The organism is Thiocystis minor, from assembly GCF_016653465.1.
GTDB lineage: Bacteria > Pseudomonadota > Gammaproteobacteria > Chromatiales > Chromatiaceae > Chromatium > Chromatium minus.
In genome coordinates, this window is sequence record NZ_NHSQ01000046.1 from 13,370 (window position 1) to 34,636 (window position 21,267).

27 protein-coding genes and 1 pseudogene are annotated in these 21,267 nt (G+C 64.1%); 19 read left to right on the top strand and 9 right to left on the bottom strand.

Annotated elements, in window-relative coordinates:
- Positions 1–23 precede the first annotated feature (23 nt).
- The 4 genes from CCR95_RS04325 to CCR95_RS04340 form a co-directional block, all read right to left on the bottom strand.
- A complete protein-coding gene (locus CCR95_RS04325; protein WP_201092180.1) occupies positions 24–533 on the bottom strand; it encodes an O-acetyl-ADP-ribose deacetylase in 510 nt (169 codons plus the stop codon).
- Between the two features lie 157 nt (positions 534–690).
- The gene (locus CCR95_RS04330; RefSeq protein WP_201092181.1) at positions 691–1,860 is read right to left on the bottom strand and encodes a PcfJ domain-containing protein; all 1,170 of its coding nucleotides are present in this window, start codon (positions 1,858–1,860) and stop codon (positions 691–693) included.
- A gap of 254 nt (positions 1,861–2,114) precedes the next feature.
- Complete coding sequence (locus CCR95_RS04335) at positions 2,115–4,364, bottom strand: AAA family ATPase (protein ID WP_201092186.1); 2,250 nt, start codon at positions 4,362–4,364, stop codon at positions 2,115–2,117.
- A gap of 2 nt (positions 4,365–4,366) precedes the next feature.
- Positions 4,367–4,792, bottom strand: coding sequence for a hypothetical protein (locus tag CCR95_RS04340; RefSeq protein ID WP_201092187.1), 426 nt, complete (start codon positions 4,790–4,792; stop codon positions 4,367–4,369).
- 376 nt (positions 4,793–5,168) lie between these two features.
- On the opposite strand from CCR95_RS04340, the gene CCR95_RS04345 reads away from it, so the two are divergent.
- Both CCR95_RS04345 and CCR95_RS04350 read left to right on the top strand, forming a co-directional pair.
- Positions 5,169–6,119 carry a helix-turn-helix transcriptional regulator gene (locus CCR95_RS04345; RefSeq protein ID WP_338115347.1) on the top strand — a complete coding sequence of 317 codons (951 nt, stop codon included), beginning with the start codon at positions 5,169–5,171 and terminating at the stop codon, positions 6,117–6,119.
- A 395-nt stretch (positions 6,120–6,514) separates the two neighbouring features.
- Positions 6,515–7,168 carry a hypothetical protein gene (locus CCR95_RS04350; protein ID WP_242523051.1) on the top strand — a complete coding sequence of 218 codons (654 nt, stop codon included), beginning with the start codon at positions 6,515–6,517 and terminating at the stop codon, positions 7,166–7,168.
- On the opposite strand, the gene CCR95_RS04355 is transcribed toward CCR95_RS04350, so the two are convergent.
- Both CCR95_RS04355 and CCR95_RS04360 read right to left on the bottom strand, forming a co-directional pair.
- Positions 7,116–7,670: a MerR family transcriptional regulator gene (locus tag CCR95_RS04355; protein WP_201092189.1), complete on the bottom strand. Its 555-nt coding sequence runs from the start codon at positions 7,668–7,670 to the stop codon at positions 7,116–7,118. The two genes, CCR95_RS04350 and CCR95_RS04355, sit on opposite strands and share 53 nt — an antisense overlap.
- A gap of 70 nt (positions 7,671–7,740) precedes the next feature.
- On the bottom strand, positions 7,741–7,923 hold the full coding sequence (locus CCR95_RS04360) for a MerR family transcriptional regulator (RefSeq protein ID WP_201092190.1): 183 nt from the start codon (positions 7,921–7,923) through the stop codon (positions 7,741–7,743).
- Between the two features lie 201 nt (positions 7,924–8,124).
- Between CCR95_RS04360 and CCR95_RS24925 the strand changes: the two genes are divergently transcribed.
- The 3 genes from CCR95_RS24925 to CCR95_RS04375 all read left to right on the top strand — a co-directional run bounded on the left by CCR95_RS24925 (position 8,125) and on the right by CCR95_RS04375 (position 9,600).
- A complete protein-coding gene (locus CCR95_RS24925) occupies positions 8,125–8,286 on the top strand; it encodes a hypothetical protein (RefSeq protein ID WP_207188513.1) in 162 nt (53 codons plus the stop codon).
- A 177-nt stretch (positions 8,287–8,463) separates the two neighbouring features.
- Positions 8,464–8,901, top strand: coding sequence for a hypothetical protein (locus CCR95_RS04370; RefSeq protein WP_201092193.1), 438 nt, complete (start codon positions 8,464–8,466; stop codon positions 8,899–8,901).
- 261 nt (positions 8,902–9,162) lie between these two features.
- Complete coding sequence (locus CCR95_RS04375; protein WP_201092194.1) at positions 9,163–9,600, top strand: YqaA family protein; 438 nt, start codon at positions 9,163–9,165, stop codon at positions 9,598–9,600.
- A gap of 56 nt (positions 9,601–9,656) precedes the next feature.
- On the opposite strand, the gene CCR95_RS04380 is transcribed toward CCR95_RS04375, so the two are convergent.
- Positions 9,657–10,562 carry a TIGR02452 family protein gene (locus CCR95_RS04380; RefSeq protein ID WP_201092195.1) on the bottom strand — a complete coding sequence of 302 codons (906 nt, stop codon included), beginning with the start codon at positions 10,560–10,562 and terminating at the stop codon, positions 9,657–9,659.
- A 91-nt stretch (positions 10,563–10,653) separates the two neighbouring features.
- Positions 10,654–11,172: a hypothetical protein gene (locus CCR95_RS04385; RefSeq protein ID WP_201092197.1), complete on the bottom strand. Its 519-nt coding sequence runs from the start codon at positions 11,170–11,172 to the stop codon at positions 10,654–10,656.
- 184 nt (positions 11,173–11,356) lie between these two features.
- Between CCR95_RS04385 and recD2 the strand changes: the two genes are divergently transcribed.
- On the top strand, positions 11,357–13,543 hold the full coding sequence (gene recD2, locus CCR95_RS04390; protein WP_201092199.1) for an SF1B family DNA helicase RecD2: 2,187 nt from the start codon (positions 11,357–11,359) through the stop codon (positions 13,541–13,543).
- Positions 13,540–14,466 (top strand): bile acid:sodium symporter family protein, encoded by a 927-nt coding sequence (locus tag CCR95_RS04395; RefSeq protein WP_201092201.1) that lies wholly within the window; start codon positions 13,540–13,542, stop codon positions 14,464–14,466. Before recD2 ends, CCR95_RS04395 begins: the two co-directional genes overlap by 4 nt.
- 20 nt (positions 14,467–14,486) lie before the next feature.
- Here CCR95_RS04395 and CCR95_RS04400 read toward each other — a convergent pair whose 3' ends face one another.
- Positions 14,487–15,041 carry a DUF427 domain-containing protein gene (locus tag CCR95_RS04400; protein ID WP_201092202.1) on the bottom strand — a complete coding sequence of 185 codons (555 nt, stop codon included), beginning with the start codon at positions 15,039–15,041 and terminating at the stop codon, positions 14,487–14,489.
- Between CCR95_RS04400 and CCR95_RS04405 the strand changes: the two genes are divergently transcribed.
- The 12 genes and pseudogenes from CCR95_RS04405 (at position 15,040) to CCR95_RS04460 (ending at position 21,245) form a co-directional block, all read left to right on the top strand.
- On the top strand, positions 15,040–15,282 hold the full coding sequence (locus CCR95_RS04405; protein ID WP_201092203.1) for a hypothetical protein: 243 nt from the start codon (positions 15,040–15,042) through the stop codon (positions 15,280–15,282). The genes CCR95_RS04400 and CCR95_RS04405 overlap by 2 nt on opposite strands.
- 14 nt (positions 15,283–15,296) lie before the next feature.
- A complete protein-coding gene (locus CCR95_RS04410) occupies positions 15,297–15,608 on the top strand; it encodes a hypothetical protein (RefSeq protein WP_242523052.1) in 312 nt (103 codons plus the stop codon).
- A gap of 32 nt (positions 15,609–15,640) precedes the next feature.
- The gene (locus tag CCR95_RS04415; RefSeq protein ID WP_338115348.1) at positions 15,641–16,066 is read left to right on the top strand and encodes an HIT domain-containing protein; all 426 of its coding nucleotides are present in this window, start codon (positions 15,641–15,643) and stop codon (positions 16,064–16,066) included.
- An 84-nt stretch (positions 16,067–16,150) separates the two neighbouring features.
- Positions 16,151–16,552 (top strand): lactoylglutathione lyase, encoded by a 402-nt coding sequence (gloA, locus tag CCR95_RS04420; RefSeq protein ID WP_201092206.1) that lies wholly within the window; start codon positions 16,151–16,153, stop codon positions 16,550–16,552.
- Positions 16,553–16,567: 15 nt separating this feature from the next.
- Positions 16,568–17,012, top strand: a pseudogene (locus CCR95_RS04425) (DUF1810 domain-containing protein).
- A 92-nt stretch (positions 17,013–17,104) separates the two neighbouring features.
- A complete protein-coding gene (locus CCR95_RS04430; protein ID WP_201092209.1) occupies positions 17,105–17,716 on the top strand; it encodes an NAD(P)-dependent oxidoreductase in 612 nt (203 codons plus the stop codon).
- Positions 17,717–17,843: 127 nt separating this feature from the next.
- Complete coding sequence (locus tag CCR95_RS04435) at positions 17,844–18,179, top strand: integration host factor subunit beta (protein ID WP_201092210.1); 336 nt, start codon at positions 17,844–17,846, stop codon at positions 18,177–18,179.
- Complete coding sequence (locus tag CCR95_RS04440) at positions 18,160–18,795, top strand: hypothetical protein (protein WP_201092212.1); 636 nt, start codon at positions 18,160–18,162, stop codon at positions 18,793–18,795. Before CCR95_RS04435 ends, CCR95_RS04440 begins: the two co-directional genes overlap by 20 nt.
- Before the next feature lie 70 nt (positions 18,796–18,865).
- Positions 18,866–19,180, top strand: a complete 315-nt coding sequence (locus CCR95_RS04445; RefSeq protein WP_201092213.1) for a YebG family protein — start codon at positions 18,866–18,868, stop codon at positions 19,178–19,180.
- Between the two features lies 1 nt (position 19,181).
- The gene (locus CCR95_RS04450) at positions 19,182–20,435 is read left to right on the top strand and encodes a VWA domain-containing protein (protein ID WP_201092215.1); all 1,254 of its coding nucleotides are present in this window, start codon (positions 19,182–19,184) and stop codon (positions 20,433–20,435) included.
- A 125-nt stretch (positions 20,436–20,560) separates the two neighbouring features.
- Positions 20,561–20,935: a type II toxin-antitoxin system RelE/ParE family toxin gene (locus CCR95_RS04455; protein WP_201092216.1), complete on the top strand. Its 375-nt coding sequence runs from the start codon at positions 20,561–20,563 to the stop codon at positions 20,933–20,935.
- Entirely contained in the window at positions 20,928–21,245 is a 318-nt protein-coding gene (locus tag CCR95_RS04460) for a helix-turn-helix domain-containing protein (RefSeq protein ID WP_201092217.1), read from the top strand. Before CCR95_RS04455 ends, CCR95_RS04460 begins: the two co-directional genes overlap by 8 nt.
- The last annotated feature ends 22 nt before the right edge of the window (positions 21,246–21,267 follow it).

The following is a 21,267-nucleotide window of genomic DNA, read 5'->3' on the forward strand; positions in this document are numbered from 1 at the left end:
GTCGTGGTCGTTCGGTCTCCGGTTCATGGCGCACCCTCCGCGAGACACTGCTGATACAGCACCAGATCCTCCGCTGAGTAGCAGCAGAACAGCACCTGCGTGAGCGAGGTCGGCTGCGCCAGGAACTCGGTGCATGCGCGAACGGCGAGGTGCGCGGCCTCGGCTTTCGGATAGCCATAGATCTCCGTGCTAATGGCGGGGAAGGCGATCGACGTGAACCCGTGCGCTGCCGCTAATGCCAACGACTGTTGATAGCACGCCGCCAGGAGTTGCGGTTCGCCGCCGTGACCGCCTTTCCAGACCGGACCGACGGTATGAATGATGAATCTGGCGGGCAGGTTGTAACCCTGGGTGAGTTTCGCTTCGCCAGGGCGGCAACCGCCGAGCAGGCGGCATTCCTGCAGCAAACCCAACCCGGCGGCGCGATGGATCGCCCCATCCACGCCACCCCCGCCGAGCAGGGACGCATTGGCCGCGTTGACAATGACATCGACCGCCAGGGTCGTGATGTCGCCATGGATCGCAGTTAACATGGTTATGTGCTCCTTCGTGAGAAACCCGGCCGCGTAAGCAGTTCAAGCCGGGAGAGCGAGCTGCGGTGCTGTTGCTGCTGTGTTCAGAGGCCGATCGAAGGAAACCGACGGAGGAATCGAAAACGCCGCCGCTCGACTAGGACCACATGATTGCGAGCTACTTGGCTCGATTTACCCACTCATAGGCCGCTACTTTGGATGCGGCGTTGGGTTCTTCATTGCGTGCGAGTTTGAATTGCGTGATGACGGGGACGGACCCTTGCATGCGAACTTCAATCGTTGCGCGCTGCGGAGACAACATGCGGTAGAGATAGCATCGTCTGCTGCTCACTAGGCGTGCATAACCGGCGACGCACTGCTTCATGAGACGCCCTTCCGCCCTGAGATCCTCCGCGCTCAGAATCGGGTGAATCGCGTCGTTGCCTGGTATCGGCGGCGGTGGAAAGAAGTCCCTCCCATCCGTGATGACATGCGCCCGTCGATTAAGGCGATCCATCCAGCGGTCATGGAGTCGCGCCATGGCCTCGACGGTTGCGCACTGGGCCAGCGCCTGCGGCGCATCGGCGATGCCAAGCATGGGCGCCATATAGCAAGCATCCCGCCACAGAGCGGCAACCGGTTCGACATGCTTCACCGCGTCTGACAGATTGCGATACTCGCCAGCGGCAATCTGCCGCAACAGGCGGCTGCCACAAAGCTCCGGATTTCGTAAGAGAACCGCCAGGCTATGTACCGGGATGCTCGCCCATGCGCTGAGGCTGCGCCACACAGCCGGTTGGTCAAGGATCTGTTTGATGGCGCTCAGCTCGTTGACATCCCCCTCAAGGAGGGTGATTCGGTTGAGGAACTTGACCGCCGCCTCCGACCGAATCCCGGTCAAGGCTTCCAGGATCGCGATGCGGCGCCGCGTAAGCAGTTGATTCCTCTCCTGCACGGTCCATTCCTGCTCCGTCGCGGTGCTGATGAGCAGCCACAACAGGTTGGGGGCGTGACCGAGCAGTTCGGCCGCCGCGTCATCGGATGCCGTCCATTGCAGCAAGCTGGTTTGTAAGTGTCGATAGGGACTCGCCAGCCGCCTGATCTTCGCGGGGATACCGGCGATAAATCGCCGCACCGGCGTAGCGGCTTCCGGTTCGTCGTTGGCTGCGTGAAGCAACGGGATCCCCGGATCGAGAGACTCCGGGATCCAGTGTCCGTCCATCCAGCGCTGAACTGACAGCCCGGTCTCCCAGGCGCCGTAGCGCAAACGTCCATTAAGGGGGCTCGGGAGATGGAGGAGAAACCTCCCGGCGGGGTCGAGTTGCGTGAGGCTCGCATCAAGGCGCATGTCGGGTACCTGTCGAAAGTATCTGAATCTCAGTGAAGGGAAAGGCGCCGTCTGCTGCATGCCGTCATCGAGCGCTATTCAGCGTGAAGGTTCTAGCCTACACAGCAGGATGGCGCCCCATTCTTGGCGTGGATCACTACGGTATTTTCGATGCTCTCGCCATCCACTATGATTTTCTGACGTTTCATGGTCTTTCCTCCGTTGTCGTCACGGCCAGCTGCGGGCTGGCCAACCGTTTCAATCGTGATCGGCCGTCAGGCCGCATGCGCCTCCGCTCCCTTCAACCGACACTCCGCCGCCAGCCGCCGCAGGAACTGCTCCGGCGCCAAGTCTTCTCCCAGCAAGGTCCGCTGCCGACAGACGTTGGCGAAATCCCCCGGCGTCAGCCCGTGCAACCCGTCGAGATACCGTGCCAGCCCCGGCGGCACCGGGGCGGTCTCCTCGCCCAACGCCTCCCGCGCAAACAGCGCCACCCGCTGTGGCCCGGTCAGCGCCCGAAAGTGCAGCTTGAAGTCGAACCGCCTTAACGCCGCCGCATCGACCCCTTCCATGAGATTGGTCGCGGCGATGAAGATGCCGGGGTAGCGCTCCATCTGCTGCAACAGCTCATTGACCTGGGTCCGCTCCCAGGTCCGTTGCGCCTGCCGCCGGTCGCTCAGAAAGCTGTCGACCTCATCGAGCAGCAGCACCGTTTGCGTCGGATCGCACTCGCGAAACAGCCGCGCCAGGTTCTGCTCGGTCTCCCCGACATAGGGCGAGACCAGGTCCGACGCCTGCCGCGCCACCAGCTCCCGATCCAGCGCCTCGGCCAAGACCTCGGCAAAGGCGGTCTTGCCGGTGCCGGGCGGACCGTAGAAGCAGAGACTGCCGCGCCCCTCGCGGTGCAGCGCCTGGGCGATGGCGCTCGGGGCGATGCCCCCGGACAGATTCAGAAAGGCGACATCGAAGGCCGTGACCGGAGGCCGTCGCCTCGGGGCCGGCGCCCCATGTAGCAGGGTGCGCAGCGCCGCCACCCCCTCGCGCACCGTCGGCTCGGGCGCGGCCTCGGGACACAGATCCAGCAATCGCCGAGCCGCGCCCAACTGCGCCGGGGCCAGCGCCGGATCGGCGGCCAGCTCATCGAGCAGGGCCGGCGACAGCCCGCACGCGCCCAAATGCCGCTCGGCCATTTGCCGCCGGACCGAACGCGGCGGGGTGACCAAGGCCACCGGCAACAGGAAGCGCCGTAGAAAGGCCGGATCCATGCCGTGCGTGCGGTTCGCGATCCAGATCGCCGGTACCGGGTTCTCTTCCAGGATGCGATTCATCCAACCCTTCTGTTTGCCCGTGGCGCTGTCGCCCCGCAGCAGCGCGAACAGGTTGTCGCCCGCGTCAAAGACATCCTCGACCTCATCGAAGATCAGCACCGCATCGCGCCGCTGGGCGAGTAACCGTTGCGCCACCAGATAGGCGGACAACCGCCCTTCGCGCGAGAGACCATCGCCGTCCTCATCGTCGCTGCGCACCTGGTAGGCGGTTAGCCCGCAGGCGCCAGCCAAAGCCCGTGCCAGCTCGGTCTTGCCGGTCCCGGGCGCCCCGTGGAAGAGTGCATTGACACCGACCGCGCCCGTCGTGGCCGCCTGGCGCAAGCCCTCGCGCAGGCGTGCCGCGTCGCCGGCCAGATGGGGGAAGGCTTCCAGCCCCCAGGCGCCGGCTGGCGCCGGTTCGATCAGCAGCGCGAGCAGGGCGTCGACATCCGCCGGCGCCGTGTCCATCACCTCGCGCAGCAAGGCGGTGGGCGAGATGAAATCCTCCAGGTCGGCATGCCCTGCTTCATAGTCCACCAACCCAAGTGCGCGCAGCGGGGCCGGTTTGGCGAGTGCCGCGCGCACGACCGCATGGTCCAGATCCAGCAGCGTAGCCAGTCGCTGCAAATTGATCCGCGCCATGGCGTTCCTCGTGAAGCGTCCACCCACCCGCAGCAGCAGGCGCAACGGTTCGGACTGCTCACGGTGTTCGAGGTAATCCAGGATCCTCACCGCCGTGGCGTCGAGCCCCAGCGCCTCGCCGAGGAGGGCTGGCGTGGTCGAGGTGGGCGCGTGCCCATCGGCCTCGGCCAACCGTTTCACGACCCAGCGGGGGAGCGTTTGAAAAAAAGCGCGCACCTGCAGGCGCAACGCCGCCGGCTGTGCGGTGGCGGACGGCGCGTCCTCCGCGTCGCCGTCTTCCCCATTCAAGACTCGCCGGAGCTTGCGTTCGTGCTGGACGATTTCCGCGTCATGATCGGTGTCCTGCAGCCACGCGGGCTCCTCATCGGCCGACAACGGCAGAAAAGCCGCCAGCGCGCCTGGATCGAGGAGCGGAAACGTCAACTGCCACAACGCGCCCAGAAATTCCTGCTCCCCCAGATGCGGACGCAAGCGCGCATCGCCCTGGAACAGTTGCAGCGCATAGCGGGCGGTACGCCGCTCGACGGCGGGCACGGCACTGAAATCCTGCTTCCAAAGGGTGCGATGATTGAGCATGTTCAATTCTCCTGGGTCCAAGGTTGAAAGCGGCGGCAGTCGAAATGAAAGGTCAGGAGTTCACCGCGAGCCGGGCCGTCGTCGATCAACAGACCCAGCACCACATCACAGGGCTCGCGAAAATAGGGACTGCCGGCATCCCGGTCGCTGTCGAACACCGGTGTCTCCAAGAGTTCAACCACCACTGCTGGATGGCCATAACGTGGTATGCGATGGTTTTTCAGGCCCGGTTTCCAGGTCACCAGGTCGCCAGGGGCGAAGCGATGCGGCTGAATCAGCAATTGGTAGCGTTCGCGCAAGGCCGCGCCGAGATCGCCCCGCAGGTCGTCCAATGGCTCGTCGTCGAGCAGGATGCTTGGTGTTTCTTCGCTGAGGCCGATGCGCGCTAACAGTTCGCGCGAGGAGAGGTCTTGGTTTTTCCGGGACATGGTCGACTCCTCTTGGTGATGGTTGAGAAAGGTCCGGTGGCGCTACCGGGATCAATGAGCCACCTCCCTCCGTTCCCGCCCCGGCCAGCGGCCCGGCGAGGCGGAATCGGGCCAGAGGGCCAACCCGTTGTCTGTCTGAATTGCTAAAGAACGCTGTCTATCAAAGCACGCCGTCGATCCGGGTGCCGGCATTCGCCAACCCCAGAACTCCGTTCGGCGCGTTTTTGGGTGAGATGGTGTAAAAAAGAATTTCTACCGTCGGCGGCGGCTCACGGTGAATTAAAGCACCCTCTTGCGTCAGGATCTGTCGTACACTTCGACAATGACTGCCACCCATCTCCATCGTGTCGAACGGCTGAACCGTCTGGAACGGTCCTTGTCACCCAACACCTCACCGGATCGATGCCCGGACGGCCTGCGACTGCTCGCGCGCCTAGGCGAGGTCTATGGCGACGGCAATGCACCCGCCCGTCGGCGCGCCCTGCAACGGGATTTGGACGAGTTGGTGAAGACGGGACGCATCGAAGCGGTCAATCCCGGCGGCAAGCCGTTGCGCTATCGACGGGTGCTGGACGATCCGGACGAGGATCCGGCAACCGTGGACTGGAACTTCAAAAAGCTCCAAGCCCTGGCAAAAGAGGAGATGCCGAGCCGTCAACTGGATCGGCTGTGGCAGCGGTTATTGACCAATTCCGAAGAACCCCGGCTGGATGAGTCGCGGCTGCGCGTGGTCCCCGACACCTTTCGGCTCCAGCCGGCGGAGCTGGCGAAAGGGGTCTTGACGGCCGTGATCCAGTCCCTGATCCAGCGGCGCGCGCTCCAGGTGGTCTATGTCAAACCCAGCGGCGAGCGCACTGCGGTGTGTCTGCATCCGCAGGCGCTGGTGCAGCGCGGACCCATTGCCTATCTGTTCGCGCTCAAGAATGCGGAGGACGCGCCGCTGCGCCTCTATGCCCTGCATCGGATGGTACGGGCGGAGTCACTGACCGAGACCCCGGCGCGTGCGGTGCCGGATTTCGATCTGGATCAGGCCATCGCCGATGGCCGGGTGGACTTCGGTCAGGGCGCACTCATCGAGCTGGAGTTGCGAGTCCGGGGCTACCTGACCGAGATTGTGCGCGACTGCCCGCTCGCGTCCGATCAACGTCACGAAGACGAACCGCCGGAGTCCGATTTCGAGTTACGGCTGTGGGCAAGGGTGCCTTCGACCGGCCAGTTACTGCGCTGGCTGCTGGGGGCGGGAAACAATATCGAGGTCATCGCCCCGCTGGATCTGCGCCGGATTGTTGCCGCGCAGACGCGCAAGGCGGCGGCGCTCTATCGGTAGGCATGAAGACCGCTGTGATTCGCTCAGCGGTCACTCGTCGTCGAATCGCAAGTGCGTGGTTTTCGATCGATCCATGCGATCGTCTTGTCCCAGCCGAGTGACCGCTTCGGGGGCGCAGCCGTCACCTGTTCAGGCGGCTCGGCTGACAGGAATCCGCGTTCACCTGCCGCCCACGATGCGAGACTGTGTGGCCAAAAACAACCGCTCACCGACAATCCCAGCCCCCTTGGAACCCAACCTATCGCCCCTCGCACCGCTCAACACGTTGCAGGGTCGTTGACCACCACCATTTCCGCTCCTGCAACCCAAGCCTACACGGACGCTTTCTTCTGCGCCAAGCGTCGTTGACCACCACCATTTCCGCTCCTGCATCAACCACCGTGTCGGAAGGCAAGATGACCTCGCGCTCCTTGATCCGCTACATCACCATCTCCCTGACAGTCATGCTCCTCAGCGCCTGTCAAACCCTCGTCCGCGAGTCCGTGCCGGGCGAGTGGGTGGAAATCCCGCCAGGGAGCGCGCTGCGGCTGAACCGGCCGATCCAGATCCCGTCCGGACGCGCCCTCGCCTCCTTCACCTCGGGCCGCTCGTCGGCCACCGACGCTAGTTGCGTGATTGAGGTCAGACGCCTCGACCCCGACGAGCGCCAGACCGTCCAGGCCGGACGCTACGGGATCACGCGCGTTCAGGATTATGTGGCCCTGGTATCCAGTGTGGAGCGGCCTCCCGGCGCGGACGGCCAGGTCCGGTTCCAGTTGGCAGGCCATGGCGATAGCGGGGGCTCGCCGATGGTCCGGTTCGGTTATCACTTCTGGCTCGATGCGCGCCAGGATCCCAACCTGATGCGCCTGACCTGTCTTGGGCGACACGACGAGCCGGCTTCCACGCGCCCGCCGACCCTGATCGAAATCCAGGCGGTGTTAGGCGATCAGGCGACCCTGGAACTGGCCGGGGCAGCGGCGCTGCCGGGATCCACGCACCTATCATCGCGCCACCTTACGCCGATTCCCCCGGCCCGCTCGAACGCGACCAGCCCCGGATCGCGCTGATCTCCCCGGCGTCGATCCCCAGTGAGGTCAGAAACGCCTGATGGGCCTCGGGCGCGCGGCACTCGAGCGCCCGGTGCCAGCGCCGCAGGCCCGCCTCATCCAGACCCGCAGCGCGCAACAGTTCCACCCAGAGCGCCTTGGTCACGACCGGTGCCTCCAGGGTGAGCGGATCGCTCTGGAGGAGCTTGAGGATCAGCGCCTGTTGCTCGCGCAGTTGCTCGATCTCCTGGTTGATGACAAACAGTCGCTGCTCCAGGACGCCGCGCAGCCCTTCCCCTTCCGGGCGCAGGAGCTGTTGGATCGCCTCCAGGGACAGGCCCGCCGCGCGGTAATGGCGGATCTTCGCGAGCCGCTCCATATCCGCCGTGCGGTAGAGCCGGTAGTTGCCGCTGGTGCGACCACTCGGGGTCAGCAGACCGATGCGGTCGTAGTAAAGCAGCGTGCCGCGGGCGAGCGCGAAATGTCGGGCGAGCTGTCCGATGGTCCAGGTGGTGGCGGTCATTGGATGCAGTGGCTATCGTGATGACAGGCGACCGGCGGACGTGCGCGTCCGCCGGGTGGGTCAGGTGGGATCAGCCGGCCCGAATCCGGCGGATCTCCGGCGCCGGGATGCCGAGCCACTCCAGGAATGCCTGATGCTGATCCGGATGGCGTTCCTCGAAGCACTGATGCCAGCGCCGCCTCGTGTCGGCATCCAGTCCGATGGTCTCGAACAAGGCGATCCACTGGTCTTTGGTCAGGGTGGTCTGAGGCATGTGTCACTCCGTCGGTGGGTTGATCGGACGCTTGCCGGTTGGCGAGCGCCGACGTGAAGCCTCAAGGATGCAGTGGTGATCAGGTCAAACTTATCAGCGCGGGCGCAGACCGTGCGGGGGCGATCTGGCTCCACCGGCGGCGCCGCGACAGTCTGGATTCTGCGGGAAGGCCATCGGCGAGCGTTCGACGGGGAAATCAGCGTGGGCGATTGCGCGGAAAAGCCGCAGGCGTTGATCGAGATCGGGCCGAAAAGCGCCAATGTCGCGCAGGATCAGGGCATCTTGGCGCGCGGTTTCGAGATCGCGGCAGAAACACCGGGCGCGGGTCGGTCAGGCGTGGCGCCCATTCACTTCGCGTGCTAACACGGTTGCGGAATCCTGGTGCTCAAGACTCGGGGTAATATAACCCAAGGCGGGCGAATATCCTGTGCAATGCCCACAAGGGACGGTCATTCGTATCCATTGTGCGCCCACCCTGAGACCGTGACGATGGCAGGCCATGCGTCGCCTCGGTTGCCACGCGTTGAAGAGGAAAGATCCGTGTCGGAAGTACAAGAAACCGCGGCTGAACCCGCAATCGTCCAAGCGTTGCTGCGCCTTCCCCCGGCTGAGCAACAGCGGCTTCTGGAGTGGTCGCGGGGGCTGGGCGCCATTCGCGACGGAACCTTGCGCGGTGGCAGGAAGGCGGTGGCCATGCTGGCGTTAACCCGTGATCGCAAGGCCGCGTGGCCGCTGGTTAAGCTGCTCTCTTTGGCCTTGAAGCACGGCGTCTGGGACGCGCGTTCGTGGGCCTTGCGACTGGGCATTGGATCCATCGTGGCGACCTTTATCGTGGTCGGGAATGTGGGGGCGGGCCTCGTGGCACTGGGAGGCGGGGTCAGACTCCCGCTGTGGCTGTTGGTTGGCGCCGGCGGTGTCCTGATCGGCCTGCTGGCGGATACGCTCAAGGCGCAGCGGAGGAGGCATCGCCAGAGCTAGTCCGATCGGCAATCCTGGTCGATTCCGGACGGGTGATCCGCGCGCGTCTGTCCCCGCTCATGGCGTTCGCCCTGGTCGCGGCAGCGGGTCAAGCTTCGCCAGCCAGTTTGCCTTGGCCTCTGTCACGCAGGACGACACTCAAGAAACCACGCGACAGACACGGTGCTCTTGATCTTTGCAATGTCTGGATCCTGACCGACGGTCCAGTGGCGCTTTTACCTGCTGGACTGATTTGGACCGCCTGCGACGGGTCATTCCTTGATGTGGGATCTCTCCGGTTACCTGGCCCTGTTCCTGGCCGCGCTCGGCGCTGGCTCGCTGCTGCCGTTGCAGTCGGAAGCCCTGTTGATCGGGCTCCTGCTCGCGGACGCTCATCCGGTCTGGATGCTACTGACGGTGGCGAGTGTCGGCAATGTCCTGGGCTCGCTGGCGAACTGGCGGCTCGGGCGGTCCCTTGAACAGGTTCGTCACCACTCCTGGTTTCCGGTTAGCGATCACGCGCTGGCAAAGGCGCAGACGTTCTATCGGCGCGCCGGATACTGGTCATTGCTGCTGAGTTGGGTGCCGGTCATCGGCGATCCGCTCACCCTGATCGCCGGCTTGCTACGCGAGCCTTTTTGGCGCTTCCTGGTGCTGGTGACGCTGGCCAAGAGTGCGCGTTATCTGGTGCTGGGCGCGCTGACGCTAGGATGGATGTGAATCTGCCCGATTCGCGTTGGATCGGCTTCCGTCCGATGGTGTGGTCGAGTGGGCGATCAAGGAGCATCCGATGAGAGTGAATCGCTGTCCTCTGTCGCGAACACGTCGCGAAAGGGCGCGAGAAAGCGTCGCTCGGGCGACCAGTCGGCGATGGCGAACACCACTTCGGCAAAGGCCCCGGCAAACGTTTCCGCCAGCGTCTCCCGGAAATCGCGCGCCGTGCGCTCGGGATCGTTCGCGAAGGCGCCGCATCCCCAGGCGCCCAGCACGAGCGCGGGATAGTCGTAAGCACGGGCAATCGCCAGGACGCGCCGGATGCGCGCTTGCAGCAGATCGCCCGCGCGGGGCTGGCCGACTGTCGGGGCATAGGGGGCCGCGCAGGTCAGCACGCTCAACCGCCAGGGCTGATCGAGCGGTGCGCCATCGTCGCGACGGAAGACCGGCACCTCGGGCGCGAGAATCGCCCAGGCGCTGGAATCCGGCAACGGACGCCGCCGGTGCGCCTCATACATCGGATCCCCGCGCAGCGTCAGGTAGAGCGCGCTGGAGCGGCATAACACCTCCTCCTGAGCGCGGGCGCCGTTGAGAAAGCCGCCACCCGGCTGAATTCCATTGGCGAAATTCAACGCCAGTACGCGAGCGCCGCGCTCCGTGAGCCGGCGTGCGGCCTCCAGTGTCGTTTCATTGGCGACCTGAAGGCGGGTCTCCGGAAAAGCAGGGAGCGTCGGGGCGGGCAACGCGGCATCGGGCGGCAGACTGAGCGTGCGGTGACAGGCGTTCTCCACGGCGTCTTTCCAGCTCACCGGCTGCCCATCGGTGGTGAAGTAGATCCCGGATTCGGCCATGTCCACGGCCGATCGGCCGAGCTGCGCCGCCTGCTCGCGGGGAATCTGTAAGGCCCGGTGGCAGTGTGCCGCCCGTTCAGCGCCATCGAAACAAGGAAGGATCTTCAGTGTGCTCATCGTGGTTCTCCCTGACGGTTCGTCGTGAATTGGTCATTGACCGCGCGCCTGTTCCGTCGGGACGTTCCCAACCCTGGATCTGGCGCCTGGGTCATTGCAGCGTGTTTCCGATCAACTGTGCGATCTCCTGTGAGATGCGTTCGTTCATCGTTTCGGGCAGGTCGAGCCGTTCGTACAATCCGTTCATGTGCCGGAAGAGCCGCATGATTTCGTGGGTGACTTCAGCCAGATCCTCGAATCGCCAGCCCACCATTCCGCCCTGGGTTGGCACCGAGTGTCCGTGGCACAGCAGGCGGAGGACATGGAGAATCGTATCCCCGACTTTCTCGCAGAAATGCAGCCAGTAGGGCCATTCTTTCGTCAGCGTCTGAAAATAGGCTCGGATCTCCGGGATCTCGGCGGTTTCGCGCGGGTCGTCGTCCCAGCCATCGAAATAGAAGGTCAACTTGCCTTCCCATTGCAACGCGGCCTCGTGGCTGGCCGATAGCGGTAAGAGCTTGTCGAGCATCGGCCCCGTGTCGTTTGTCACCACTGATTCACGGGTGATGGCGATGATCAGGAGTTCATCCTTCGCCGGCGATAGACGGGCAAGCGGGTATTGAGGACGCATGCGGGTATTCGTTCCGTGACGAAATCAGCCAGTAGAATCGAACGCGCGAACTCGACTGTCAATGAAGGTTCCACCGACGGATCGCCACGAAATCGGAGGGTGTGTGGGTCGCTGAGGGTCGTTTGATCTGCGGTCCGTTTCCCTCTCCGTTGGTCGGACACGCGAAGCGCGTATGATCAGCCAAATGTCATCCACGACCTCCCCAACGCCCACCGAACGCCTCTCCGGCGCGATCGAGCGCGTGACATTCCACAGCCCCGAGAGCGGTTTCTGTGTGCTGCGGGTCAAGGTGCGCGGCGAGCGTGACCTGATCACGGTCATTGGCTCGGCGGCCAGCATCACCCCCGGCGAATTTCTGGAAGCCGAAGGCGTCTGGGTCAACGACCGACAGCATGGCCTCCAGTTCAAGTCCGCCGACCTGCGCATCATTGCGCCCCGTACTCTTGACGGGATCGAAAAATATCTGGGCTCGGGGATGGTCAAGGGCATCGGCCCGCACTTCGCCAAGAAGCTGGTGAACGCCTTCGGCGAAGCGGTGTTCGACATCATCGAGCAGGAACCCAAACGGTTGCTGGAGTTGGAGGGCATCGGCCCCAAGCGTCAGCAGCGCGTCACCGCCGCCTGGTCCGAGCAGAAGGTCATCCGGGCGATCATGGTCTTTCTGCAATCCCACGGGGTCGGCACCGCGCGCGCCGTGCGCATCTACAAAGTCTATGGCGATGAGGCGGTCGAGAAGGTGCGCGAGAATCCTTACCGGCTGGCACTGGATATCCACGGGATCGGCTTCAAAACGGCTGATACCATCGCGGAACGCCTCGGCATCCCCCGTGATTCGCTGATCCGCGCGCAAGCGGGCGTGCGGCATGTGCTCCAGGAGATTGCGGGCGACGGGCATTGCGCCGCTTGGCAGGACGCCCTGGCGGAAAAAGCCGTGGCCCTGCTGGAGATCCCGCCCCCGATTATCGCCGAGGCCATCGCCGCCGAACTGGTCGAGGAGAACCTGATCGCCGAGCCGATCGAGGACCGCCCCGCACTGTTTCTGGCACCCCTGCAACGCGCCGAGGTGGGCATTGCTCGCGGCCTTCAACGTCTTCGGCAAGGACCGCCGCCCTGGGGCGCGATCGACACCGACAAGGCGCTACCTTGGGTGGAGAACCAGACCGGGCTGGCCCTCTCCGACTCGCAACGCGCGGCCATCGCCGCCGCCGTGGCCAGCAAAGTCGCCGTCATCACCGGCGGCCCCGGCGTGGGTAAGACCACGGTGGTCAACAGCCTGCTGCGCATCCTGCGCGCCAAGGGCGTTCAGGTGTTGCTGTGCGCCCCGACCGGGCGCGCCGCCAAGCGCCTGTCCGAGTCGACTGGCCAGGAGGCGAAGACCATTCATCGGCTGCTGGAGTTCGATCCCCAGACGATGGGCTTCAAGCGCAATGCCGAGCAGCCGCTGGATCTGGATCTGCTGGTGGTCGACGAGGTGTCGATGGTCGACGTGACGTTGATGCACAAGCTGCTGCGCGCCGTCCCGACCCCGGCCGCCGTGTTGCTGGTGGGCGATGTCGATCAGCTCCCCTCGGTCGGCCCCGGCGCGGTGCTGGCCGATGTCATCGGCTCGGGGGCGGTGCCGACGGTGCGCCTGACCGAGATTTTCCGTCAGGCCGCCGCCTCGCGCATCGTCGTCAACGCACATCGCATCAATGCCGGCAAGATGCCCGAAGCCCCCAACGCGGAGTGTCCCGACAGCGATTTTTATCTGATCCGCGCTGACACCCCGGAAGCGATCCATGATCGCTTGATCCGGGTGGTCACCGAGCGCATCCCGCAACGCTTCGGCCTGGATCCGGTGCGAGACGTGCAGATCCTCACTCCGATGAACCGGGGCGGACTCGGTGCGCGGGCGCTCAATGTCGCCCTGCAAGCGGTACTCAATCCCGACGCGTTGCCGCGCATCGAGCGGTTCGGCTGGACCTATGCGCCGGGCGACAAGGTGATCCAGTTGGTTAACGACTATGACAAGGAGGTGTTCAATGGCGATATCGGGCGGATTCAGACCATCGATGTCGAAGAGGGGCTGCTGACCATCGATTTCGAGGGTCGATCCGTCGCCTACGAGACCGGCGAACTCGACGAGGTGGCCCTGGCCTATGCGACCAGCATCCATAAGGCACAGGGCTCGGAATATCCCGCCGTCGTCATTCCCTTGGCGATCCAGCATTACACCCTGCTGCAACGTAATTTGCTCTACACGGCCGTGACACGGGGTAAGCGCCTGGTGGTGCTGATCGCCCAGCCGCGGGCCTTGGCGATGGCGGTCAAGCAGACCGGGGGCGGGCGGTTGACCAAGCTCAGGGAGCGGCTTCACGAGGACTTCCGATGACGATTCTGTTCCCGCTTTGGGCACTGTTGGCGGGTTGCGTCGGCCTCATCGCCACAGACACGCTCTCGGACTGGCGTGCGGCCGTGATGCCGCTGCTGGGCGTGGTGATGTTCGGCATGGGTGCCACGCTGCGCCCCGCCGATTTCCTGGCCATTGCCCGCCGGCCGGCGCTCGTCGGTTTGGGACTGTGTTTGCAATTCGGCCTGATGCCGCTGGTTGGCTGGGCACTCGCGCGCGGGTTGTCACTTCCGCCCGAACTCTTGGTCGGGATGGTACTGGTCGGCGCTGCTCCCGGCGGCACGGCCTCGAACGTCATCTGCTATCTGGCGCGCGGCGATGTGGCGCTCTCGATCAGTCTGACCGCCGCCTCCACCCTGCTCGCCGTCGTGCTTACCCCTTGGCTGACCTGGATCTATGCCGGCGCCTGGGTGACGGTCCCGGTGCTGGAGATGCTGCGCTCCATCGCGCTGGTGGTGCTGTTGCCGGTCATCGCCGGGGTCGCGGTCAATCGCTTCGCCAGGCGCTGGCTTGGTCAGATCCAGTCCTGGATGCCGCGTGTGTCGGTGCTGGCGATCCTGGTCATCATCGCCATCGTCGTCGCGCTCAATGCCGGGCGTCTGGCCACGGTCGGTCTGGGGCTGGTGGTGGCGGTGATGCTGCACAATGGGCTGGGACTGACGCTGGGCTATTGGGGCGCGCGGGCGTTCGGGCAGGATCGGGTGCGCGCCCGCACCCTGGCGATCGAGGTCGGGATGCAGAACTCGGGACTGGCGGTGGCCCTGGCGCTCAAGTCCTTTCCCGTGGCCGCCGCGCTGCCCGGAGCCTTGTTCTCGGTGTGGCACAACCTGTCCGGGGCCATGCTGGCCGCCTGGTGGTCGCGTCGGGCGGTGCTGTCGGCCATGTCCCGCGAACACGCGGATTGACCACTGGACAAGGCGAGCGCTTACCAATGCCCCGTGCCCGGTTCGCCCTTGAACGGCCCCACGATCTCCGAGGTGATCCAGCCACCGTAAAACCCACCGGCTTGCGGGCGGACCACTTCTCCAGCGACGACACAGCGCAGCCGGGCGGGATAGGCGGCATACCAGCCGGCGATCACGGCGGCTTCGCCTCCGGCCTTGGGATAGCTCCAGAGGGCGTCGTGGACGAGACCATCCGGACCCTGGACGTGCCAATAGCGAGCTTCGCCCTTCCATTCGCACAGCGTGCGGCGCGGCGAGGGCCGCAACAGCGCGACATCGAAGGCATCGGGCGGCAGATAGACGGTCGGGGGACTGCCGGTTTCCAGCACCCGGACGCTGACATCCGATCGGGCCAGACACTGGGGGCCGGCATGAATTTCGATGCGGCGCGCATCGCGGACATACCGTGGCGGTCGCGGATAGTCCCAGACCGATTCCTGTCCCTCGCCGGGGCTGTGGGCAAAGGCGGGACGTCGCTGGCCGCGGAAGGTCCAGGCGGCGCGGGCGCGTTCGAGCGCCTCCTGATCGATGGGCATGACGGATCTCCTGCCAGACAGCAAAGCGAAGTTGGGTCGGCTTCGGGCTATCATCGGCGATCTCCGAACTCGATCACCCTGGAACGCCCATGGAATTTTTCTCGATAGGCGACAGTTCATCATTTTGATCTTTGGCCTGCTGCTGGTGTCGCGTCCGGCTGTCGCTGAGAATCCAGACATCGCGCGACGCTTTGTCGAACGGGGCCTTACCGGCACATTGCAAGCCAAGGGAATTCTTTAATGATCGAGACACCGATGTCACACGGGCGCCGTGCGCTCCTCACGCTGGTATTCACCGTGGCCGCTTTGCCCGCCCATGCCCAACTGGCCCAGCAAGCTTTCCAGGTCGTCATCACCCGAGCCGGGCACGACTGTCAGGGCATCGAGCGCACACGCGCCCTCGGAACCAGCTCGCACAAGGTTGCCCTGGTGGCCGTGGCCTGCGCCAAGGGCGGGCGTCATGTGGTCGCCATCCATCGCGACAACCGCCTTTCCTACATGAGTTCATGCGAAGCGTTCGAGACCGGCACAGAGCTGGCCTGCTTCGAGGATCAATCGTCGAGGTGATCGATCTGTCTGCGAGGATAAACGTTGATGACGTGAATGACGTGACACAGACCTACCCGCTTCACCCGCAACTGCTCGCGGACTGCCATCGACTGGGATGCCTGTCCGCGACGCATCTGCTGCTCCATCGCAATGCGGCCGTGCCCTGGTTCATCCTGGTCCCGGAAACCGACCTGGCCAATCTTCTGGACCTGCCGGCAGCGCAACGCGAGGCGGTACTCGCGGATTGCAGACGGATTTCGGACTATCTTGGAGAAACCCTGAGTTATCCCAAGGTGAACGTGGCCTGGATCGGCAACCTGGTGCCGGCGTTGCACATCCATGTCATCGGGCGCCGACCAGGCGATCCCTGCTGGCCCAAGCCGGTGTGGGGCCATCTGGAGACGGTTCGCGCGTACAGCGCGCACGAGATCAGGACGATCCGGGATGCCTTGGAGATGTTTGGCCTGTCCTTTTAAACGCGTTCACCCATGCGCCGACCCCGGTTCACCCTTAAAAGATCCGCTTCTCAGTCACGAGACGTCACTCACCAGGAGCCGCCCATGAGAATCCTCCACACCATGTTGCGCACCGGCAACCTGCCACGCGCCATCAACTTCTACACCCAGGTGCTCGGGATGCGCCTGCTGCGCCAAAAAGATTACCCGGACGGCAAGTTCACGCTCGCCTTTCTGGGCTATGGGGAGGAATCTGACCACAGCGTCATCGAGTTGACCTACAACTGGGATGTGGACCGCTACGAGCTGGGCAACGCCTATGGCCACATCGCCATTGAGGTCGAGGATGTCGACGCGGCCGTGGAGCGGATCCAGACGCTTGGCGGCAAGATCCTGCGTGAGGCGGGGCCGATGAATGCGGGTACGACCCTCATCGCCTTCGTCGAGGATCCCGACGGCTACCCGATCGAACTCATCGGTGCTCGGCAGGTGGCGGGCGGGTGCTAGGCGAGGTGCTGTGCCATGAGACCGCCGCCCGATCCCAATGATCTGACCCGCTTCATTGAGGCTCAGCGCGATATCGACGCCCAGGCGCTGGCCGAACTGCGCGCCGGGCGCAAGCGCTCGCACTGGATGTGGTTCACAGCTCGCCGGACTCGGATCGAGCGCCATGGCGCGCGCCGATGCCCTCCGTGACCTGGACGAAGCGCGGGCGTCTCTGGCCCATCCGGTCCTCGGGGCGCGGTTGCGCGCCTGTGCCGAGGCGCTGTTGGCCATCACGGGGCGCACGGCGCGTGACATCCTGGGCTCGCCGGACGATCTGAAACTGTGCTCCAGCGCGACACTCTTTGCCCACTGCTCGCCGCCGGGTTCAGCGTTCCATCGGCTGCTGGAGCGGTACTTTGGCGGGCAACCCGATGCACTGACGCTGGAGCGCCTGTCAGACGCCGAATCCGGGCGATCATGAGCGATCCGAGGATGAAGACGTCTTCAGGGGCGGATCCCCAAGGACAGCGCCAAGGACCACCAACTCACCGCCTGACAGGAACGGATAAACCCATGCACATCGCTTTATTTGGCGCGACCGGCGGCACCGGTCAGCAGGTGCTCGCGCAAGCCCTCGATCAGGGCCATACCCTCACGGCACTGGTACGCGATCCCGCCCGGCTCCCAGCTCGCACCGGGCTGACGCCCCTGGTTGGGGACGTCCTGGATCCCGACGCCGTGGTCTCCTGTGTCACAGGCGCGGACGCCGTCGTCTGCGTGCTCGGGAGCCATGGGAGCAAAACGCCCATCGAGGCGCGCGGAACACAACAGATTCTGACGGCCATGCAGGAAACCGGCGTGCGCCGGCTCGTGGTGGTGACTTCCCTGGGCGTGGGTGACAGTCGGGAACAGATTGCCTGGCCGTTTCGGTTCATCATGGACCTCACCCTGAAACCGATCCTGGCCGCGAAGGCGGAGCAGGAACAACTGGTCAAGGCCAGCGGGCTGGATTGGATCATCGTGCGACCGGGCGGACTCACCGACGGCCCCAAGACCAGACGCTATCGTTTCGGTCTGGACCGCTCGCTCAAGGGTGGTCGGATCAGCCGCGCCGACGTCGCGGAGTTCGTGCTCAGGCAGGTGACTGACGAGACCTTTCTCCGCCAGACCCCAGCGGTCACTTGAGTCCACGGGATCGCGTGCGCCATGCGCCACGTCGACCGCTTTTCTTCCTTCCTGGAGGTCGTGTCGCAGATGCGCCCGTTGTCTGCCTCCCCGCCCCCAAAGAGACGGATTTTTCGCGACGCATTCGATGACGAAATCTGAACTGATCGAAAACCTTAAAAGCAAGCTGGATTTTCTGAGTGCGGACGATGTCGAGGCGGCGATCAACGCCGCGCTCGACCTGATGCGCGAAAAGCTCGCCCAGGGCGAACGCATCGAGATCCGCGGATTCGGCAGTTTTACTCTGCACGACCATCCGCCGTGCCTGGGCCGCAATCCAAAGACCGGCGAACCGGTCGAGGTGGGCGCGCGGCGCATTCCCCGTTTCAAACCGGGCAAGGCGCTGCGGGATCGCGTCAATTCGGCGCGACAGGACGAACGCCAATTCCTGAACGGAACCGCCGATGAAAAATGCCAAACTTGAACGCTTGGGTCGATTGCAGCGCCAATACCATCGGCGCCATCCTTGGCGCTTGTCGCAAGGCGGCCTTTTCATCCCGCATTCCTACGCGGAAACGCCGCCGGACAGCCTCTCCTGGTGGGACGATGTTGGCTTTATCCTGAACGGGCGACGGGTCATCGTCTGGTGGCAGCATCCACGTCAGGTTTATGCGGATGCGCTTGACGAGCAGTCCTGGCAAGACGCTGGCGCGGGGCCGCAAGACGATTGGCTGACGGAAGGCGGCACGAAAAACTATCAGCGGGTAGGTGCGTCGCGCAAGAAGATGGTGAGTTACACCAGTCGCCAACCTTCGGAAGAGCAACGGCGACATGACGAGCGACAGCGAACGATTCGAGAGCGCCTGTCGACGGAGGGAATCGCTCTTGAGGTTGCGCCTGCCTGGAAGCGGGAACGCTTACCCTGGGCGATGGGCGTCACTCTGATCGCCCCGTTGGACGTGCGACATGAAGACGAATTAGCGTCGCTGGCCCGGCTGGCTCGCCATCTGATGCTGGGGCGAACCACGCTGGATGCTGAATTTCCAGGGTATCGCTACGGCCGCGACGACTGGTTGCGTGAACAAGGCGCGAAAAATTGAGGTCATCATCGGGTTTTTCAGCAGAGGCAATCGTCTCGAAAGACGAGATTAATCACAATATGAGTAAGTCATGATCGAGATCGAATACATCGTGAAAGACAGCAACGGAAACGAACGCTTGCGCACCGCTGATAAGAAGGCCGCCGATGCCTATGACCGCGTGCTGGAGAACGCGGAGCGCCTGGCGCAGATGCTGCGCGCCGATCAGGTGTTGCCAAGTCTGCCGGACGCGGATCTAGAGGAACTGACCCTCTATCTGGCCCGCAACGCGCAGAATGTGGAGCGCGTACTGAAAGGCAAGGCGCCGGAACGCGAAGCAGTCGATGCGGACCCATCGCCTGCCAACAGGGCGAATAATGTCGCGCCCATTAAGGCGGCCGGCTGACATGGAACTGACTCGTGGCCAGCGCGTCCCGCTTCCGGATCTGATCCGCTCCACCACGTTTCAGGTGGCCGTCGACCTTCAGGGGGTCGCGTGCGATGTCTCCTGCTTTGGCCTGGATGCTCAGGGGACGCTCTCGGACGAGCGCTATCTGGTGTTCTTCAACCAGCCGCAGACTCCCTGCCGTGGTATCGAGCAAATCGCGCTCGCCGGCTTTGTCTCTGGCTTCACCCTGATCCTCGCCCGTCTGCCCACCACCATCGACCGTCTAGTCTTCGTCGCGGCCATCGATGGGCCGGGTGTCATGCGGCAGTTGTCGACCGGGCGCGTGGTGGTGTTCGACGGTGACCGGGAAGCGGCCACCTTCGCATTCCAAGGAACGGATTTCGACCAGGAACGGGCCTTGATGCTGATCGAACTCTATCGCAAGGGCGATGGCTGGCGGCTCGCGACGACCGGGCAGGGGTTCAACGGCGGTCTGGATGCGCTGGTCCGCCACTTCGGCGGTGAAGTTGTGGAGGAGGCTCTCCCGCCGATCGCGTCACCGCCGCCCGCGCGCTTGTCACTGGAAAAGCGCATCGAGCAGGAAGCCCCGCATCTCCTCAGCCTGGCCAAGAAGGCGACCGTCAGCCTGGCCAAACAGGGTCTGCAAAGCACCGTGGCGCGGGTCGGGTTGGTGCTCGATGCCAGTGGCTCGATGCGGGAGCAATACAAGCGCGGTCGGGTTCAGGAACTGCTGGACCGCGTGTTACCGCTGGCGCTGCACTTCGACGACGACGGGAGCCTCGATGTCTGGGCCTTCGACCGGGAGCCGAAGCCATTGCCGCCCGCGACCACGCGCAACATCCAGGGCTATCTTGATACCGCCAATGGCGGCTGGAAAAAGTGGTACGGCGGCGCCAACGACGAACCCAAGGTGATGCGGGCCGTGATCGACCACTATGGCCAACACCCCGCCGCGCCACCGGCCTATGTGTTCTTCGTCAGCGATGGCGGCGTCCATCAGAACCGGGAGATCAAGGCGCTGATGGTGGAGTCCGCTCGGTATCCGATCTTCTGGCAGTTCATGGGGCTGGGTGGGCGCAACTACGGCATCCTGGAAAAGCTCGATACCCTGGAGGGGCGCGTGGTCGATAACTGCGGGTTCTTTGCCGTTGACGATTTGCATCAACTGACCGAGGAACAGTTGTACGATCGGATGCTCCAGGAGTTTCCGCAGTGGCTGCGGGCGGCGCGGACCAAGGGGATTGTTCGCTGACCCGGATGCGGTGCGCAATAAGAGAAGAAAGGTGCTGAACGCTGAATAAACCCGATACGTATGTGACTCCTACGATTTTTAAGTATAATACCTAGTGTGACATAAAGTGCGGAGTAGCGGGGCGCGTGAGGATCTTCAAGAACGCTTGGTTCGAGCGCTTCGCGCGCAAGCAGAAGATCCAAGAGGCGGCGCTTCGCGAGGCCATCCAGCGAGCCGAGCAAGGCTTGATCGATGCCGATCTTGGTGGCGGAGTCATCAAGCAGCGTGTGGCGCGCCCCGGACAAGGGCGATCAGGGGGCTATCGGACCCTAATCTTGTACCGCCAGACGCATCGCGCCTTCTTCGTCTACGGATTCGCCAAGAGCGAGCAGGCCAGCATCAGTGACGAGGAAGCGGCCACCTTCAAGGCGGCGGCGCGGCATGTCCTGGATCTGACAGACGAACAACTCGCGGCACTGATCCAGAACGGGCAATTTTCGGAGGTTGATGACGATGGCTAACTCGTACCGCAGCGACGCGCTCGCCGCGATCCATGAAACCATGGAAGCCCTCCACGCGGTGGGCGCCATCGACAAGCAGACCCTGCGCGCGTTCGACGACACTTGTCTGACGCCGGTCGATCCCCTCTCGCCGGCGGCCATCCGCGCTCTACGCGAGCGTGAGCATCTTTCACAGCCAGTCTTTGCCCGTTACCTCAACGTGAGCAAGAATCTCGTCTCAGACTGGGAGCGCGGGGTGAAGCGCCCCGGTGGGCCAGCGCTTCGACTCCTGACCGTCATCGAGAAGAAAGGGATTCAGGCGATCGCTTGAACGCCCATGGACGAGACATTCG

Excerpts from the sequence above, each read along its gene's own strand:
- CCR95_RS04325 (WP_201092180.1), bottom strand. The coding sequence starts at position 533 with ATGTTAACTGCGATCCATGGCGACATCACGACCCTGGCGGTCGATGTC.
- CCR95_RS04330 (WP_201092181.1), bottom strand. The coding sequence starts at position 1,860 with ATGCGCCTTGATGCGAGCCTCACGCAACTCGACCCCGCCGGGAGGTTT.
- CCR95_RS04335 (WP_201092186.1), bottom strand. The coding sequence starts at position 4,364 with ATGCTCAATCATCGCACCCTTTGGAAGCAGGATTTCAGTGCCGTGCCC.
- CCR95_RS04340 (WP_201092187.1), bottom strand. The coding sequence starts at position 4,792 with ATGTCCCGGAAAAACCAAGACCTCTCCTCGCGCGAACTGTTAGCGCGC.
- CCR95_RS04350 (WP_242523051.1), top strand. The coding sequence starts at position 6,515 with ATGACCTCGCGCTCCTTGATCCGCTACATCACCATCTCCCTGACAGTC.
- CCR95_RS04355 (WP_201092189.1), bottom strand. The coding sequence starts at position 7,670 with ATGACCGCCACCACCTGGACCATCGGACAGCTCGCCCGACATTTCGCG.
- CCR95_RS04360 (WP_201092190.1), bottom strand. The coding sequence starts at position 7,923 with ATGCCTCAGACCACCCTGACCAAAGACCAGTGGATCGCCTTGTTCGAG.
- CCR95_RS04375 (WP_201092194.1), top strand. The coding sequence starts at position 9,163 with ATGTGGGATCTCTCCGGTTACCTGGCCCTGTTCCTGGCCGCGCTCGGC.
- CCR95_RS04380 (WP_201092195.1), bottom strand. The coding sequence starts at position 10,562 with ATGAGCACACTGAAGATCCTTCCTTGTTTCGATGGCGCTGAACGGGCG.
- CCR95_RS04385 (WP_201092197.1), bottom strand. The coding sequence starts at position 11,172 with ATGCGTCCTCAATACCCGCTTGCCCGTCTATCGCCGGCGAAGGATGAA.
- recD2 (WP_201092199.1), top strand. The coding sequence starts at position 11,357 with ATGTCATCCACGACCTCCCCAACGCCCACCGAACGCCTCTCCGGCGCG.
- CCR95_RS04395 (WP_201092201.1), top strand. The coding sequence starts at position 13,540 with ATGACGATTCTGTTCCCGCTTTGGGCACTGTTGGCGGGTTGCGTCGGC.
- CCR95_RS04405 (WP_201092203.1), top strand. The coding sequence starts at position 15,040 with ATGACGGATCTCCTGCCAGACAGCAAAGCGAAGTTGGGTCGGCTTCGG.
- CCR95_RS04400 (WP_201092202.1), bottom strand. The coding sequence starts at position 15,041 with ATGCCCATCGATCAGGAGGCGCTCGAACGCGCCCGCGCCGCCTGGACC.
- CCR95_RS04410 (WP_242523052.1), top strand. The coding sequence starts at position 15,297 with ATGTCACACGGGCGCCGTGCGCTCCTCACGCTGGTATTCACCGTGGCC.
- gloA (WP_201092206.1), top strand. The coding sequence starts at position 16,151 with ATGAGAATCCTCCACACCATGTTGCGCACCGGCAACCTGCCACGCGCC.
- CCR95_RS04430 (WP_201092209.1), top strand. The coding sequence starts at position 17,105 with ATGCACATCGCTTTATTTGGCGCGACCGGCGGCACCGGTCAGCAGGTG.
- CCR95_RS04435 (WP_201092210.1), top strand. The coding sequence starts at position 17,844 with ATGACGAAATCTGAACTGATCGAAAACCTTAAAAGCAAGCTGGATTTT.
- CCR95_RS04440 (WP_201092212.1), top strand. The coding sequence starts at position 18,160 with ATGAAAAATGCCAAACTTGAACGCTTGGGTCGATTGCAGCGCCAATAC.
- CCR95_RS04445 (WP_201092213.1), top strand. The coding sequence starts at position 18,866 with ATGATCGAGATCGAATACATCGTGAAAGACAGCAACGGAAACGAACGC.
- CCR95_RS04450 (WP_201092215.1), top strand. The coding sequence starts at position 19,182 with ATGGAACTGACTCGTGGCCAGCGCGTCCCGCTTCCGGATCTGATCCGC.
- CCR95_RS04460 (WP_201092217.1), top strand. The coding sequence starts at position 20,928 with ATGGCTAACTCGTACCGCAGCGACGCGCTCGCCGCGATCCATGAAACC.